This is a genomic window from Aureimonas sp. AU40 (assembly GCF_001463785.1).
In the GTDB taxonomy this organism is placed as follows: domain Bacteria; phylum Pseudomonadota; class Alphaproteobacteria; order Rhizobiales; family Rhizobiaceae; genus Aureimonas.
Genome location: NZ_BBWL01000015.1, coordinates 37,932 through 53,229 on the forward strand (window position 1 = coordinate 37,932; position 15,298 = coordinate 53,229).

Genomic DNA, 15,298 nt, shown 5'->3' on the forward strand with positions numbered 1-15,298 from the left:
TCAGTCCATGTGGAACATGGCGACGAGCGGTACGCTGACCGGCTCGTTGCTGGGATGGGTGTCCATGATGTCGCCCATGCCCGCCCACCAGCGCTGCATCGCCGGATGGCTCGGCAGGTCCTCCATGCCATGGATCTTCGGGCGCTTCAGGATGGCGAAGAGCGCATGGGACTCGGGGTCGAGGAAGATGGAATAGTCGCGGACCCCGGCCTCGCGCAGCAGCGCCACGAGGTCGGCCGGAATGACGTCGTGACGCGCGCGGTATGTCTCGGCCTGGCCCGGGTGGAGCTGCATTCGGAAGGCATAGGTTTCGAGATCCGTTTCGCTCATGCCTCGGTCCTCGGCTCCAGTTGCGCGACCACGAGGCGAAGCCCGGCTGCCTCCACCATGGCGGCGGCGCGGTCGTCGATCCGTTCGTCGGTGATCAAAAGGTCGGCCCGCTCCAGCGGCGCGATGATGAAGCTCGACCGGTCGTCGAATTTCGAGGCGTCGGCAAGGATCACCAGCTCGTCCGCCTGTCGCATCAGCCGCTGCTCGGACTGGATGATGAGCGGGTCCGACTCGGCGAAACCCAGCGGCGAGATGCCCTGCGCGCCCATGAACATGCGCCTTGCGCGGAAATGCGCGATCCCGTCCGCTTCGAAGGGCGAAAGGATCAGGCCCTGCTCGCGATAGACGGCCCCGGCCGGCAGCAGCACGCTTGCCTTGGAATGCTGGAGCAGATGCTCGGCGATCGGGAAGGAGTTGGTCAGGATCTGAAGTCTCTGGCCGGTGAGATAGTGGACCATGCCGAAGGTGGTGGTGCCGCCGTTGATGATGATGGAATCATCGTCGGCGCAGAGCCGTGCGGCTTCGCGCGCGATCGCGAGTTTTTGGGGTGCGTTGCGCGCCTGAAGCGTGCCGAAGCTCTCGGCCGAGACGGCGCGCGGAAGCGGCGCCCGCAGCGCCTCGGCCCCGCCGCGCACGCGCCGCAGCTTCTTCTGCTCGTCGAGAAGCGCGATGTCGCGCCGGATCGTGGCCTCCGACGCGCCGGTGAGCGCCGCGAAGTCCTGAACGGTCGCGACCGAGCGCCCTTCGATGGCGCTCAGGATCATGCGGTGGCGTTCCCGCTCGTGCATTCCCGTTCCTCCTGAAACCGAGGTTCGAATGTTCCGATCCGCTTGTCAATCACGTTCGATCAATTTCGCTCATTGTGCAATGCCATATGATTGAAGTTGATCGATTTGGTTGACAGGCTTCTCGCTTCGGCGGATGGTTCGCGCCGTCGCGACGGGCATCGCGATCGCCGGAGAGGAGGCCCCACCCATGACCATCACGCTTCTGGAAAACCGCTGGGACGACGCGAAGGCGGCCGGCATGAGCGAGCCCGAGCGGCTGCTCTATCGCTCCAACCTGCTGGGTTCCGACAAGCGAATCACCAATTATGGCGGCGGCAACACCTCGGCCAAGGTCGAAGAGCGCGACCCGCTGACGGGCGAGACCGTCACCGTGCTTTGGGTCAAGGGCTCGGGCGGCGATGTCGGCACGATGAAGCTTGACGGCTTCGCGACGCTCTACCAGTCGAAGCTCGAACAGCTGCGCGGCCTCTACAAGGGCGAGGCGCAGGAAGACGAGATGGTGGGGCTGCTCAGCCACTGCACCTTCAACCTCAACCCGCGCGCCTCCTCGATCGACACGCCGCTGCACGCCTATCTTCCCTACGCCCATGTCGACCACATGCACCCTGACGCGGTGATCGCCATCGCCGCGACGGGGCGCTCGCGCGAGTTGACGCGGGAGATCTATGGCGAAGAGATCGGCTGGTTGCCCTGGCGCCGGCCCGGCTTCCAGCTCGGCCTCGACCTGTCGCGCTTTGCCGCCGAAAACCCAAGCGCCAAGGGCGTCGTGCTCGAAAGCCACGGGCTCTTCACCTGGGGCGACACGGCCAAGGACAGCTACGAGACGACGCTGCGCATCATCAATCGCGCCATCGAATGGTTCGACGGCAAGCTTTCCGGCAAGCCGGCCTTCGGCGGCGAGAAGGTCGCCCCGCGCGAGGCGAATGAGCGTCTGCGCGTCGCCGCGCGGCTGATGCCCGAAATCCGCGCCCGCATCGGCACCGAAGAGCGCAAGATCGGCCATTTCGACGATTCGTCCGCCGTGCTCGAATTCGTCGGCTCGCAGCGCTTGGAGGAACTCGCCGCGCTCGGCACGTCCTGCCCCGACCATTTCCTGCGCACCAAGATCCGCCCCCTCGTCCTGTCCTACGACGGCGATCTCGATGCTTTGGTCTCTGGCCTGGATGGGGCCGTCGAGACCTATCGTGAGGGCTACCGCGCCTATTACCAGCGCTGCCGGCACGATAACAGCCCGGCCATTCGCGATCCCAACGCGGTGATCTATCTCGTGCCGGGCGTCGGCATGATCTCGTTCGCCAAGGACAAGGCGACCGCGCGCATCGCCTCGGAATTCTACGTCAACGCCATCAACGTCATGCGCGGGGCATCGGGCGTCGACACCTATCAGGGCCTGCCCGAGCAGGAAGCCTTCGACATCGAATATTGGCTTCTGGAAGAGGCCAAGCTCCAGCGTATGCCCAAGCCCAAGTCGCTTGCCGGGCGCGTCGCCTTCGTGACGGGCGGTGCCGGTGGCATCGGCCGCGCCACGGCCGAGCGGCTGATGGGCGAGGGGGCTTGCGTGGTTCTCGCCGATATCGATGCCGGCGCACTCGACGCGGCCAGGGCCGACTTCGCCAAACGCTTCGGCGCCGATCAGGTGCGCGGGGTTTTGGCCAATGTGACGGACGAGAACGCCGTCGCCTCCGCCTTCGCTGAGGCCGTGACGGAGTTCGGCGGGCTCGACATTCTCGTGTCCAATGCCGGCATCGCCTCGGCCTCGCCGGTCGAGGACACGACTTTGGAAGTCTGGAACCGCAATATCGACATCCTGGCGACGGGCTATTTTCTCGTTTCGCGCGAGGCCTTCCGCTTGTTCCGGCGCCAGAAACTCGGCGGTGCCATCGTGTTCATCGCCTCCAAGAACGGGCTCGCGGCCTCGGCCGGCGCCTCCGCCTATTGCACGGCGAAGGCGGCCGAGATTCATCTCGCCCGCTGCCTCGCGCTGGAGGGAGCGGATGCGGGCATTCGCGTGAACACGGTGAACCCCGACGCGGTGCTGCGCGGTTCCAAGATCTGGAATGGCGAATGGCGCGAGCAGCGCGCCGCCTCTTCCAAGATCGACGAGGCGCAGCTCGAGGAGCACTACCGCCAGCGTTCGCTCCTGAAGCGCTCGGTCTTTCCCGAGGACATTGCGGAGGCCGTCTACTTCCTGTCGAGCGAACTGTCGGCCAAGTCCACAGGCAATATCGTCAACGTGGACGCGGGCAACCAGATCTCGTTCACACGCTGACGCAAACGGATAAGACGCATCCGGCGGCCGGAGGACGCTACCGGATGCTTTCGCAACGGGGAGGACAGCGCATGGCTTCGCGCATCGATCGCGTCATTATCGACAAGAGCAACGAGACCCGCCGCCGGGCGCTCGACGAGGATTACGCCGCGCTCGGCGCGCGCCTCGACCGGCGCGGCATCTCCATCGACGAGGTGACGCGCAAGGTCTCGGCCTTCACGGTCGCCGTTCCCTCCTGGGGCGTTGGGACGGGCGGCACGCGCTTTGCCCGCTTCCCCGGCACCGGCGAGCCACGCGGCATTTTCGAGAAGCTGGACGACTGCGCGGTGATCAACGATCTCGGCCGCGCGACGCCGACCGTCTCGCTTCACATTCCTTGGGACAAGGCCGACCCCGCCGATCTCCGCGCTAAGGCCGAGGAGCTGGGCCTCGGCTTTGATGCGATGAATTCCAATACGTTTCAGGATCATCCTGACGATCCGAACCAACCACACTCGTACAGATATGGTTCGCTGTCCCATACGGATGTAGCTGTGCGACGCCAGGCTGTTGAGCACAATTTGGAAACTGTAGGGATTGGCGAGGCGATCGGTTCCAAGGCTTTGACGGTGTGGATCGGCGACGGGTCCAACTTTCCCGGGCAGAGCGATCTCGGCCGCGCCTTCGAGCGCTATCTCGGCGCGATGAAGGAGATCGTGTCCGGTCTCCCGGCGGATTGGCGCATCTTTTCCGAGCACAAGATGTACGAGCCGGCCTTCTATTCCACCGTGGTGCAGGATTGGGGCACGAGCTATCTGACCGCCGTGGAGCTTGGCGAAAAGGCCTTCTGCCTCGTGGATCTCGGCCACCATGCGCCGAACGTGAACATCGAGCAGATCGTCTCGCGGCTCGTTCACACCGGCAAGCTCGGCGGCTTCCACTTCAACGACTCCAAGTATGGCGACGACGATCTGGATGCGGGATCGATCGATCCGTTCCGCCTCTTCCTCGTCTTCAACGAACTGGTTGGGGCCGGGGCGCGGCTGGATGCGCTGCATCCGTCCTACATGATCGACCAGTCGCACAACGTCACCGACCCGATCGAAAGCCTGATCCGCACAGCCGGGGAAATCCGCCGCGCCTATACACAGGCGCTTCTCGTGGACCGCGCGGCGCTCGCCGGCTTCCAGGACGAGAACGACGCCGTGATGGCCTCGGAAACGCTCAAGGACGGGTTCCGGCTCGATGTCGAACCCATCCTCGCCCGTGCACGACTGGAAGCCGGTGGCGCGATCGATCCGATCGCGGCCTATCGCGCCAGCGGTTATCGCGCCAAGGTCTCGGCCGAGCGCCCGGCGTCCCGGGGCTCCGGCGGCGGCATCGTCTAAGGGAGGAAGAGCATGACCGATCTTTATCGCACCGCGATCGACGAGCTGGCGGGCGCCGTTTCGCGGATTGACGACACGCAGGTCGATCAGGCCTGCCGCATGATCGCTGAGGCCCGGCATGTCTGCACCTATGCCGGCGGGCGCGAGGGGTTGCAGCTCAAGGGCTTCGCCATGCGCCTCTTCCATCTCGGACGCTCCGTGTCGGTAGTGGGCGACATGACCGTGCCACCGCTCGGGCCCGGCGACCTCTTTCTCGTCGTCTGCGGCCCCGGAGAGATCTCGACGTCAGTCGCCCTGATCGGCGTCGCCAAGGCGGCGGGTGCCAGGGTTCTCGTGGTGACCGCGCAGCCCATGGGCCGCGTGCCGGGCATGGCGGATTTCGTGCTGACCATCCCGGCTCAGACCATGGCGGACGATCAGGGCGAGACAGCCAGTTCCGTGCTGCCCATGGGCTCGCTCTTCGAGGGCGCGCTTTTCGTGCTGTTCGAGCTCATGGTGCTGAAGCTCAAGGGCCTGCTCCATGTCTCCAGCGAGACCATGCGCGGCCATCACACCAATATGGAATAGCCCCGCAAGCACCGGGCGGGAACCGCACCCGTCGGCCGTGAATTAAGTCTTTCAATTTGGCTTGAAAGGATGATCTCCATGCCCCGGGGCGACAAGTCGAAATACACCGACAAGCAGGAGCGGAAGGCCGATCACATCGCGGAGGGCTACGAGGCGCGTGGCGTTCCCGAGAAGGAAGCCGAGCGCCGGGCCTGGGCGACGGTGAACAAGGAAAGCGGCGGGGGGAACAAGAGCGGCTCGGGCAGGGGCCACCCCGAAAATCACGACTCGTCCAAGAAGGGCGGCGAAAAGGGTGGCAAAGCTTCGGCTTCGCGCACCGCAGTCGAGCGTTCCGCCTCCGCGAAGAAGGCTGCCGAAACGCGCAAGCGAAACGCGGAGAAGGGCTCGCACGCCTCTCATTGACGATCGGTTTCGATGTCAAACAGCAGGCACAAAAAAAGGGCGGCTTACGAGCCGCCCTTTTCGTATGGGAATTTAGGCCTCAGCGAGCGGGCGTGGTGCTGTTCTCGCCAGCACTCGTGCCGGGAACCGGGTTGCTCGTGTCGCTCGGAACGGCATTCGCATCCGTGCCGATCACAGGCGGGCGAACTGGCTCGGTGCTGTCTATACCGGAGCCATTGCCGGGAACCGGAACTTTGCTGGCAGACTCCTTGGTATCGACGCTCGTTGCGTCCGTCGTGGTCGTCACCTTGCTAGCCGCGCCGGCCGGCATCTTGCTTTCTTCGCCTGCGCTCGTGCCCGGCACGGGATTGGTCGTCGTGGACGATTGGGCGAAGGCCGATCCGGCCAGGAGCAGCGTCAGCGAAGCGGCGGCGAAAAGGGTCTTCTTCATCCTGTCGGGCTCCAGTTCATCTGTGGGGTCGGAGCGTTCCTGCGCCGACTGTGACAAATGAACTCGTCGGCCCCGAAATGGTTGCGCTGGCGGCTTGCGGAAACGCTCAGGCTGACTGGCCGGAAGCCCCTGTGTGCTCGGACATCGCGTATTCCAGCGTCCTCAGAAGGACTCGGCCGTCGCAGGGCTTGTTGCAGACCGCGACGCCGGGATAGCGCTTTGCCAGGATGCTCTGCTCGCCCTGACCGGTGTGAAATACAAAGGGCACGTCGTTCGCGGCGAGATAGTCCGCCAGCGGGTACGACGTTTCGCCATGCAGGTTGAGATCGAGAACCACGGCGTCGAAGGCGCCGGATTTGGCGACACCCGTCGCCTGTCCCAGCGTGCTCGCGCAGGTCACCTCGGCGCCGGACTCTTCCAACTCGCATTCCAGATCCAGCGCGACCAGGAACTCGTCCTCGACGACGAGGACGCGTTTGCCCTGAAGACCGCCAGCATGCTGCATGTTCTACGCCCTTCCTGAATCCAGCCTGAGGAAAGGCCAGCTTCCATTCCGGCGATACGATGGGCCAAGGTGCTGATCGGAGCCCCATGCCCCGGCAACCTCCCGGTCCTTCGTATCGCGCCGCACCACATGATGAGCAGCGAAAGTTAATGTAGAAAGATTCCGGAGAGGGGAAGTTGTGAAATTGTCACGACGGCTCCCCGTCGCCCGATCGCTCAAGCCAGAGCGGTTTGCGCGAGGCCTTTTCGCCACCGCGTCTCGAGAATCGCGAAGCGCACGCTCATGAGAAGTGCGGCCACGAGCAGCCCCGCCGCGAGGCCCCACCAGACCCCGGTTCCGTTCCAGCCAAGGCCGAAGGCAAGGCCGTAGGCGATGGGCATTCCGACCAGCCAGTAGCTGGCGACGGCGATGAACATGGGAAGCCGGGTGTCCTTCATGCCGCGCAGGATGCCGCTGGCCGTGACCTGCAACGAATCGACGATCTGGAAGGCCGCGGCGACCGCCAGCAGTGGTACGGCCGCGGCGAGAACAGCCTCCGCGTTCGGCAGGCTCATGTCGAGATAAAGGCCGATCAGAGCGGTCGGAATGGCCCAGAACAGGGCGGCGGCGGAGCAGGAGATGACGCCCGCCACGATCAGCGACGTGCGCGCCGCGCGGGCGAGATTGGCCGCGTCGTGCCGACCGAAGGCGGTGCCGACCCGCACCGTTGCGGCGCTGGCAAGACCGAGCGGGATCATGAACGAAATCGATGCGAGCTGCAGCGCGATGCCATGCGCGGCGAGTTCCAGCGTGCCGATCCAGCCCATCATGATGGACGCGGCGGTGAAGAGGCCGACCTCCGCAAGGATCGTCGCGCCGATCGGCCAGCCGAGCCGCAGCACCTCGAAAAACGCCGCCCAGTCCGGCGCGTAGAAGCGACGCCAGAGTTCGAAGACCTCGAGCCCGCGCGCGCGCCTCGTGTAGGCGACGAGAAGCAGGAGCGTGACGATGGACGTGCCGACCGAGGCGATGCCCGAGCCAGTGAGCCCCAGCGCCGGCGCGCCGAAATGGCCGAAGATCAGGACATAGTTAAACACGGCGTTGAGCCCGGCGCCGAGCAGCGTGATGCCAAGCACGACGCTCGGCCGCTCCAGTGCGCTGAGATAGGAGCGCAGCACGAAGGTGGAGAGATAAGGCAGCATCGACCATTGGAGCACGCGCACATAGGCGCCGGCCTGCGCCGCGATGCCGGGCTCCTGGCCGAGCGCTACGAGGATCGCCTCCGTGAACCAGAGGGGAACCATCACGAGGAGGCTGAAGAGAGCCACGACCCACAGCCCCATGCGGACCGATCGGCGTACGGCCCGCGTGTCGCCATTGCCATGCGCGGCGGCGGCCAACGGCATGACGGCATAGGCGAAGCCCGAGCCGAACATCCAGAAGACGTAGAACGTTTGCGTCGCCAGTACGGCGGCGGCTAGTTCCGCCGCGCCAAGCTGGCCGATCATCACCGTGTTCGTGACGTTGATCGAAATCTGCGCGAGCTGCGCGCCGACCAGCGGCAGGCCGAGCGCGAAGGTCGCCTTCACATGCGTTCGCCACGACGCGAGCATGGGTTGGTGGAGGGCGACGGACTGCGGTTTCATCTCGGCTTGCCCGCTCTGGTCGAGGGATTGGATGGGTTGGTTACGGTGCCGGCCGGACCTTGTCCAGCGTCGGGCCCGAGACCCTCTGTCAGCCTCTTTTGCGGTGCAGCGACGAATTCTCCCTTGCCATCGGCGGAGCGGTGGTGCGTCTCATTGACAAGGATGGAACGGTTCGAAATAACGCAGACAATTGGCGCCGCGTTGGAGTGGGACACAGCGGTGCGAACTCGGCTACCTCCCGACCCAACGGATCGAACCGCGATGGCACTTCGACTTCTCCAGGTGAAACTCGGTGGCGCGCTGGCCGTCGTGGCAAGCGATGACGATGGCGCGGCCTATGTCGTTCCGGGATATGCCTCGGTCTACGATCTGGCGAATGCGGCCATCGGAAACGGCGCCACCCTTGCGGCCACGGTGAATGCCGCCGGGCGCGGCGAGGGGGTGGATCTCGATGCCGCTCTGGCGGAAGGGCGCATCGGCCTGCCGATCCATCATGCCGACCCCGCGCATTTCATCGTCGCCGGAACGGGTCTCACGCATCTCGGCTCCGCCGACGGTCGCGACAAGATGCACAAGTCGGCGGCGGGCGAGCATGTCACCGATTCCATGAAGATGTTCCGCCTCGGCGTCGAGGGCGGCAAGCCGGCCGAGGGGCAGGTCGGCGCGCAGCCCGAATGGTTCTACAAGGGCGACGGCTCCTGCCTTGTCGGCCCCGGCGAGGCGCTGAGCTCGCCCGCCTTCGCGCTGGATGGCGGCGAGGAGCCCGAGCTTGCCGGCATCTACCTGATCGGCCCCGACGGCACGCCCTTCCGCCTCGGCTATTGCCTCGCCAACGAGTTCTCGGACCATGTGACCGAGCGCGGCAACTATCTCTGGCTCGCCCATTCCAAGCTGCGTCAGGCCTCGCTCGGCCCGGAGCTTCTGGTCGGAGAATTGCCGGAGGGCGTCGAAGGCTCGTCGCGCATCCTGCGCGGAGAGGAGGTCGTGTTCGACAAGCCCTTCGTGTCGGGCGAGGCGAACATGTCGCATTCGATCCGCAATCTCGAGCATCACCATTTCAAGTACGATCTGTTCCGCCGCCCTGGCGATCTGCACGTCCACTTCTTCGGCACGGCGACGCTCTCCGTCACCGACGGCGTGAAGACGCAGGACGGCGACCGGTTCGAGATCGAGGCGCGCCCCTTCCGCCTGCCGCTGGTCAACACGCTTGCCACGGCGGCCGAGACGCCGGTGTCGGTCAAGGCGCTCTGAGGGTCGATCGATGACGCTTCGCACCGCCATTGTCGGCCTCGGCAAGATCGCCCGCGACCAGCACGTTCCATCGATCGCCAAGGTCGAGGGCGTCGATCTCGTCGCCATCGCCAGCCGTAACGCATCGATCGATGGTTTGCCGTCTTTCCCTGACGTCGACGCGCTGCTCGCCGGTATGGGCTCCGAGATCGACGCCGTGTCGCTCTGCACCCCGCCGCAGGGCCGCAACGCCCAGGCCGAGGCCGCGCTGCGGGCCGGCAAGCATGTGATGCTGGAAAAGCCTCCGGGCGCCACGGTCAGCGAGATCGCGCCGCTCGTCTCCCTCGCCAGGCAGAAGGGCGTCACGTTGTTCGCCACGTGGCATTCGCGCGAGGCCTCCGCCGTTGCGCCGGCGCGCGCCTTTTTGGCGGACGCCGAAATCCGCTCGGTGCATGTCGAGTGGAAGGAAAACGTCCGCAAGTGGCATCCGAACCAGGACTGGATCTGGCAGCCCGGCGGCCTCGGCGTCTTCGATCCCGGCATCAACGCGCTGTCGATCGTGACCGCCATCCTGCCGCGTCCGATGTTTCTCCTGCGCTCAGACCTGTCCTTTCCCGAGAACCGCGCCGCGCCGATCGCTGCCGATCTCGAGTTCACCGATGCGGTCGGCACGCCGATCCGCGCCGAGTTCGACTGGCGCGAGACAGGCGGCGAAACCTGGAACATTCACGTCGAGACCGACATGGGCCGCCTCAGCCTGCGCGAGGGCGGCAAGAAGCTCTTCATCGACGACGCGCCGCAGGTGGACGAGGCGGATGCCGAATATGTCGGCCTCTACCGGCGCTTCGTGGAAATGACCAAAACCGGCGCGCTCGACGTCGACCTGTCGCCGCTTCAGCACGTGGCGGACGCCTTCCTGCTCGGCCGCCGTCACGGCGTCGAAGCCTTCATCGAGGATTGAGCTCATGGCGGATGCGGTGTCTCGCGCGCCCTTCGGCGTGCTTGCCTCGGGCGAGACGGTCGAGATCATCACGCTGCGGGCGGGCGGCCTGGAAGCGCGCGTCCTGACCTATGGCGCGACGCTACAGGCTTTGCATGCGCCGGATCGCGGCGGGACGACGGGCGACATCGTGCTCGGCCATGACGATCTGGCCGGCTATGTCGAGCATCGCAGCTTCTTCGGCGCCACGATCGGCCGTTATGCCAACCGCATCGCCAAGGGTCGCTTCGATCTGGACGGCCACACCGTCGAAATTGCGCCGAACGACGGCGCCAACGCGCTGCATGGCGGCGCGGATGGGTTCGACCAGCGCGTCTGGCGGATCGAGGCGCTGGGTAACGAGGCCGATCCCTTCGTCACCTTCGCGCGGCAGAGTGCGGACGGCGAGGCCGGCTTTCCCGGTACGCTCGACACGCGCGTGACCTACCGGCTCCGGGCCGGCGAGCTGGAACTCGACTTTGAGGCGGTGAGCGATCGCCCGACCGTCGTAAACCTTACCAACCACGCCTATTTCAACCTCGGCGGCGCCACCGAGCCAGCGAGCGTTCTATCGCATCGCCTACGCATCGCGGCCGAGACCTATCTGCCGATCGATGGCGGCTCGATTCCCGAAGGCGGTCCCGCGCCGGTCGAAGGCACGCCCTTCGACTTCCGGGCGCCGGCCGAGATCGGCGGGCGCGTTCGCGACGCCTCGCACGAGCAGATCCTGCGCGGCCGGGGATACGACCACAATTTCTGCCTCGATGGTGGAAAGATGGACGCGCCGCGCTTTGCCGCGCGGGTCGAGGACGAGGCGAGCGGCCGGGCGATGGAACTCTGGACCGACCAGCCGGGCGTCCAGTTCTATTCCGGCAATTTCCTCAACGGCACGGTGGCGGGCAAGAACGGACACGCCTATCGCATGGGCGACGCCTTCTGCCTGGAGCCGCAACTTTATCCCGACACGCCGAACCGGCCCGACTTTCCGACGGCGCGTCTCGATGCGGGGGCGACCTACCGCCACCGCTCCATCTTCAAATTTTCGACGATCTGACCGATCGGCCGCCTGCGCCAGCGGAGCGGCCAGGGGCAAGGACCCCCAAGGGGAGAAGACCCAATGAGCACCGAACTCACCAGCCCGAACGGCAACGCCGCCCATGGCCGCGCGCACACCAAGCTGCGCTCGCGCGCTTGGTTCGACAATCCCGCCAATGCGGACATGACCGCGCTCTATCTCGAGCGATACATGAATTTCGGGCTCAGCCAGGAAGAACTCCAGTCCGGCCGGCCGATCATTGGCATCGCGCAGACGGGCTCCGATCTCTCGCCCTGCAACCGCCATCATCTGGAACTGGCCAACCGCCTGCGCGAGGGCATTCGCGAAGCGGGCGGCATCGCCATCGAGTTTCCGGTTCATCCGATCCAAGAAACCGGCAAGCGGCCGACCGCCGGCCTCGACCGCAATCTAGCCTATCTCGGCCTTGTCGAGATCCTGTACGGCTATCCGCTCGACGGCGTCGTGCTCACCATCGGTTGCGACAAGACCACGCCTGCCTGCCTCATGGCGGCGGCGACCGTGAACATTCCCGCGATCGCCCTTTCGGTCGGCCCTATGCTGAACGGTTGGTTCCGCGGCCAGCGCACCGGCTCTGGCACCATCGTCTGGAAGGCCCGTGAGCTGATGGCCAAGGGCGAGATCGACTATGCCGGCTTCGTGAAGCTTGTCGCCTCCTCGGCGCCCTCCACCGGCTATTGCAACACGATGGGCACGGCGACGACGATGAACTCGCTGGCCGAGGCCCTAGGCATGCAGCTGCCGGGCTCGGCAGCGATCCCCGCACCTTATCGTGACCGGCAGGAGGTCTCCTATCGCACGGGCCTTCGCATCGTGGACATGGTGCGCGAGGACCTGAAGCCCTCCGATATCCTCACGCGCGAAGCCTTCATCAACGCCATCCGCGTCAACTCGGCGATCGGCGGTTCCACCAACGCGCCGATCCACCTCAACGCGCTGGCTCGCCATATCGGCGTCGAGCTGTCGATCGATGATTGGCAGGAGTTCGGCGAGGAAATCCCGCTGCTCGTCAACCTGCAGCCGGCCGGCGAGTATCTCGGCGAAGACTATTACCATGCCGGCGGCGTGCCGGCCGTGGTGAACCAGCTGATGACGCAGGGGCTCATTCACGAGGGCGCCATCACCGCGAACGGCCGCACGATCGGCGACAATTGCCGTGGCGCGATCATCGAGGACGAGAACGTCATCCGCCCCTATGACAAGCCGCTGAAGGACAAGGCCGGCTTCCTCGTCCTGAAGGGCAATCTCTTCTCGTCCGCGATCATGAAGACCTCGGTGATCTCGCCGGAGTTCCGCGACCGCTACCTCGTCAACCCGGAAGACCCGAACGCCTTCGAGGGCCGGGCGGTGGTGTTCGACGGGCCGGAGGACTACCACCACCGGATCGACGATCCCGCGCTCGGGATCGACGCGCACACGATCCTCTTCATGCGCGGCGCCGGCCCGATCGGCTATCCCGGCGCGGCCGAGGTCGTGAACATGCGGGCGCCGGACTATCTCATCAAGCAAGGCGTCACCTCGCTCGCCTGCATAGGCGACGGTCGTCAGTCCGGCACCTCGGGTTCGCCGTCCATCCTCAACGCTTCGCCGGAAGCGGCGGCGGGCGGCAATCTCGCCGTGTTGAAGACGGGCGACCGGGTGCGGATCGATCTCGGTCGAGGTTCGGCCAACATCCTCATCTCCGACGAGGAGCTGGCCGAGCGCCGCGCGGCGCTGAAAGCCGAGGGCGGCTACAAGTATCCCGAGCACCAGACCCCCTGGCAGGAAATCCAGCGCACGCTGGTCGGCCAAATGGAGACTGGCGCCGTGCTCGAAAACGCGGTCCAGTACCAGCGCCTCGCGCAGACGCGCGGCGTGCCGCGCGACAACCACTAAGGCGCGGGCACTAAGATACGACCTCAATCAAGGTCAGGAAGGGAGCGCGGCTTGAGCGACGTTGCGATCGAGATTCTGTCGGACCATAGGTGCCATCTGGGCGAAGGTCCGTCCTATGACGGGCGGACCGACACGGCCTGGTGGTTCGACATTCTCGAACGCAAGCTGTTCGAAGCGCGCATCGCCGATCGCTCGGTCCGCGTGCACGACCTGCCGTCGATGGGCAGCGTGCTCGCGCCGATCGACGACGCTCGCCAGCTCGTGGCGACGGCCGACGGGCTCCTCGTCCGCGACATCGTGAACGGGCGCATGGAGCTGCACACCGCGCTCGAGTCCTACAATGCCGGCACGCGATCGAACGACGGCCGCGTCCACCCGGCGGGCGCGCTCTGGATCGGCACGATGGGCCGCAAGGCGGAAGAGGGCGTCGGCTCGATCTACTGGTTTCGGGATGGCGAACTTCGCCGTCTTTATTCCGACATCACGATCCCGAACGGCATCTGCTTCTCGCCGGACGGGCGCACGGGCTATTTTACCGACACGCATGTCGGCCTTCTCCACCGCGTTCCGCTGGACCCCGACACCGGCCTGCCGATCGGTCAGCCATCCGTGCTCTACGATCATCGCGGCGGCGAGGGCGGCTTGGACGGCGCGGTGGTGGATGCGGACGGGCGGATCTGGAGCGCGCGCTGGGGCGCCTCCTCGATCGACGTCTATTCGCCGGAAGGCGATCGGATCCGCACGATCCGCGTGCCGGCGACCCGGCCGAGCTGCCCCGCCTTCGTCGGAGCCGATCTCGACCGTCTCTTGGTAACCACGGCGCAGGAAGGCATGAGCGAGGCTGAGAGGCTGGCCGATCCGCAGTCGGGCAAGACCCTGCTTCTCGACGTCCATGCGCGCGGCATTCCCGACCCGCGCGTTCGGATTACCGCGCCATGATGCCGACCTATGCGGCCGTCGACTGGGGCACGACCTCCTTTCGCGCCTGGGCTATAGACGGGGAGGGGCGCGTTCTCGCCGAGACCCGCGCCAAGGACGGGCTGACGACCGCTAGCGAGCGCGGCTTCGAGACCGTTCTGGAAACGCATCTTTCCCAGCTCGGCTTGGGCACTGAGGCGCCAGCGGTTCTCTGCGGGATGGTCGGCTCGCGCGCCGGCTGGCTCGAGGCGGCCTATCTTGAAACGCCGCTGGAACTCGGCGATCTCGGCTCGCGCGCCGTCAAGGTGCCGGGCCTCGCGCGAGATGTCTTCATCCTGCCGGGTCTCGCGCAGCGCGCCGCCTGGGAGCCGGACGTGATGCGCGGCGAGGAAACGCAGCTTCTCGGCGTCGTTGCCGAGGGCTATCGCAGCGGTCTCGTCTGCATGCCGGGCACCCATTCCAAATGGGTCTCGCTGTCGGACGGAGTGATCGAATCTTTTTCCACTTTCATGACCGGCGAATTGTTCCAGCTCCTGCGCACGCACTCCATCTTGCGGCAGGCGGTGGAAGGCGAGGCGGCTGTCGGTGCCACGCCTGCCTTTCTCGACGGCGTGCGCCGCGCCTTCGAGGCGCCTGCGCTGGCGACCAACATGCTCTTCTCAATTCGCGCCGGGTGGCTCCTGCACGGCACGGAGCCGGCCGAGCAGGCGGCGCGCCTGTCCGGCCTTCTTCTCGGCCTGGAACTGGCCGGCGCGGCCGAGCGGCACGGCGCTTTGAAGGGGGCCGCGCTGCTGGCCTCCGGTTCGATCGCCGATCTCTATGCGGCCGCCTTCGAGGCCGTGGGCTTTGGAGCGTTCCGGCATCTCGATGCGGACGCCTGCGTCCGGCATGGCCTCGCGCAGGCCGCCCGATCCCTTTTTGCAGCGGAGAGCTGATCC

The 15,298-nt window shown here is 66.0% G+C and carries 15 protein-coding genes; 10 read left to right on the forward strand and 5 right to left on the reverse strand.

Translation table 11 applies throughout. The features are described 5' to 3' along the window. Together AUL32_RS05385 and AUL32_RS05390 are read right to left on the reverse strand one after the other, a co-directional pair. Complete coding sequence (locus AUL32_RS05385; RefSeq protein ID WP_062112381.1) at positions 1–330, reverse strand: L-rhamnose mutarotase; 330 nt, start codon at positions 328–330, stop codon at positions 1–3. Then, entirely contained in the window at positions 327–1,118 is a 792-nt protein-coding gene (locus AUL32_RS05390) for a DeoR/GlpR family DNA-binding transcription regulator (RefSeq protein ID WP_061975471.1), read from the reverse strand. Before AUL32_RS05390 ends, AUL32_RS05385 begins: the two co-directional genes overlap by 4 nt. Positions 1,119–1,305: 187 nt before the next feature. Between AUL32_RS05390 and AUL32_RS05395 the strand changes: the two genes are divergently transcribed. The 4 genes from AUL32_RS05395 (at position 1,306) to AUL32_RS05410 (ending at position 5,723) form a co-directional block, all read left to right on the forward strand. Further along, positions 1,306–3,387, forward strand: a complete 2,082-nt coding sequence (locus tag AUL32_RS05395; protein ID WP_062112570.1) for a bifunctional rhamnulose-1-phosphate aldolase/short-chain dehydrogenase — start codon at positions 1,306–1,308, stop codon at positions 3,385–3,387. Positions 3,388–3,458: 71 nt separating this feature from the next. After that, positions 3,459–4,754, forward strand: coding sequence for an L-rhamnose catabolism isomerase (rhaI, locus tag AUL32_RS05400; protein ID WP_062112383.1), 1,296 nt, complete (start codon positions 3,459–3,461; stop codon positions 4,752–4,754). Between the two features lie 12 nt (positions 4,755–4,766). Beyond that, positions 4,767–5,321: an SIS domain-containing protein gene (locus tag AUL32_RS05405; protein ID WP_062112385.1), complete on the forward strand. Its 555-nt coding sequence runs from the start codon at positions 4,767–4,769 to the stop codon at positions 5,319–5,321. A 78-nt stretch (positions 5,322–5,399) separates the two neighbouring features. Beyond that, on the forward strand, positions 5,400–5,723 hold the full coding sequence (locus AUL32_RS05410) for a hypothetical protein (protein ID WP_062112573.1): 324 nt from the start codon (positions 5,400–5,402) through the stop codon (positions 5,721–5,723). Between the two features lie 79 nt (positions 5,724–5,802). Here the strand turns inward: AUL32_RS05410 and AUL32_RS05415 are convergent, their stop codons facing one another. From AUL32_RS05415 to AUL32_RS05425, 3 genes are all read right to left on the reverse strand, one after another. Further along, on the reverse strand, positions 5,803–6,153 hold the full coding sequence (locus AUL32_RS05415; protein ID WP_062112387.1) for a hypothetical protein: 351 nt from the start codon (positions 6,151–6,153) through the stop codon (positions 5,803–5,805). A 106-nt stretch (positions 6,154–6,259) separates the two neighbouring features. Continuing rightward, positions 6,260–6,658, reverse strand: coding sequence for a response regulator (locus AUL32_RS05420; RefSeq protein WP_061975481.1), 399 nt, complete (start codon positions 6,656–6,658; stop codon positions 6,260–6,262). Between the two features lie 215 nt (positions 6,659–6,873). Beyond that, positions 6,874–8,283, reverse strand: coding sequence for an MATE family efflux transporter (locus AUL32_RS05425; RefSeq protein ID WP_082659312.1), 1,410 nt, complete (start codon positions 8,281–8,283; stop codon positions 6,874–6,876). A gap of 261 nt (positions 8,284–8,544) precedes the next feature. Here AUL32_RS05425 and araD1 point away from each other — a divergent pair, with 261 nt between their 5' ends. The 6 genes from araD1 to AUL32_RS05455 all read left to right on the forward strand — a co-directional run bounded on the left by araD1 (position 8,545) and on the right by AUL32_RS05455 (position 15,295). Then, positions 8,545–9,534, forward strand: coding sequence for an AraD1 family protein (araD1, locus tag AUL32_RS05430; RefSeq protein WP_062112391.1), 990 nt, complete (start codon positions 8,545–8,547; stop codon positions 9,532–9,534). Positions 9,535–9,544: 10 nt separating this feature from the next. Next, positions 9,545–10,474 carry a Gfo/Idh/MocA family protein gene (locus tag AUL32_RS05435; protein ID WP_062112393.1) on the forward strand — a complete coding sequence of 310 codons (930 nt, stop codon included), beginning with the start codon at positions 9,545–9,547 and terminating at the stop codon, positions 10,472–10,474. Positions 10,475–10,478: 4 nt separating this feature from the next. Beyond that, on the forward strand, positions 10,479–11,546 hold the full coding sequence (locus AUL32_RS05440) for an aldose epimerase family protein (protein ID WP_062112395.1): 1,068 nt from the start codon (positions 10,479–10,481) through the stop codon (positions 11,544–11,546). A 63-nt stretch (positions 11,547–11,609) separates the two neighbouring features. Next, positions 11,610–13,442, forward strand: coding sequence for an IlvD/Edd family dehydratase (locus AUL32_RS05445; protein ID WP_061975489.1), 1,833 nt, complete (start codon positions 11,610–11,612; stop codon positions 13,440–13,442). Between the two features lie 51 nt (positions 13,443–13,493). Next, entirely contained in the window at positions 13,494–14,381 is an 888-nt protein-coding gene (locus tag AUL32_RS05450; protein WP_062112397.1) for an SMP-30/gluconolactonase/LRE family protein, read from the forward strand. Continuing rightward, positions 14,378–15,295 (forward strand): 2-dehydro-3-deoxygalactonokinase, encoded by a 918-nt coding sequence (locus AUL32_RS05455; protein WP_374700924.1) that lies wholly within the window; start codon positions 14,378–14,380, stop codon positions 15,293–15,295. The genes AUL32_RS05450 and AUL32_RS05455 overlap by 4 nt, the downstream gene beginning before the upstream one ends. The last annotated feature ends 3 nt before the right edge of the window (positions 15,296–15,298 follow it).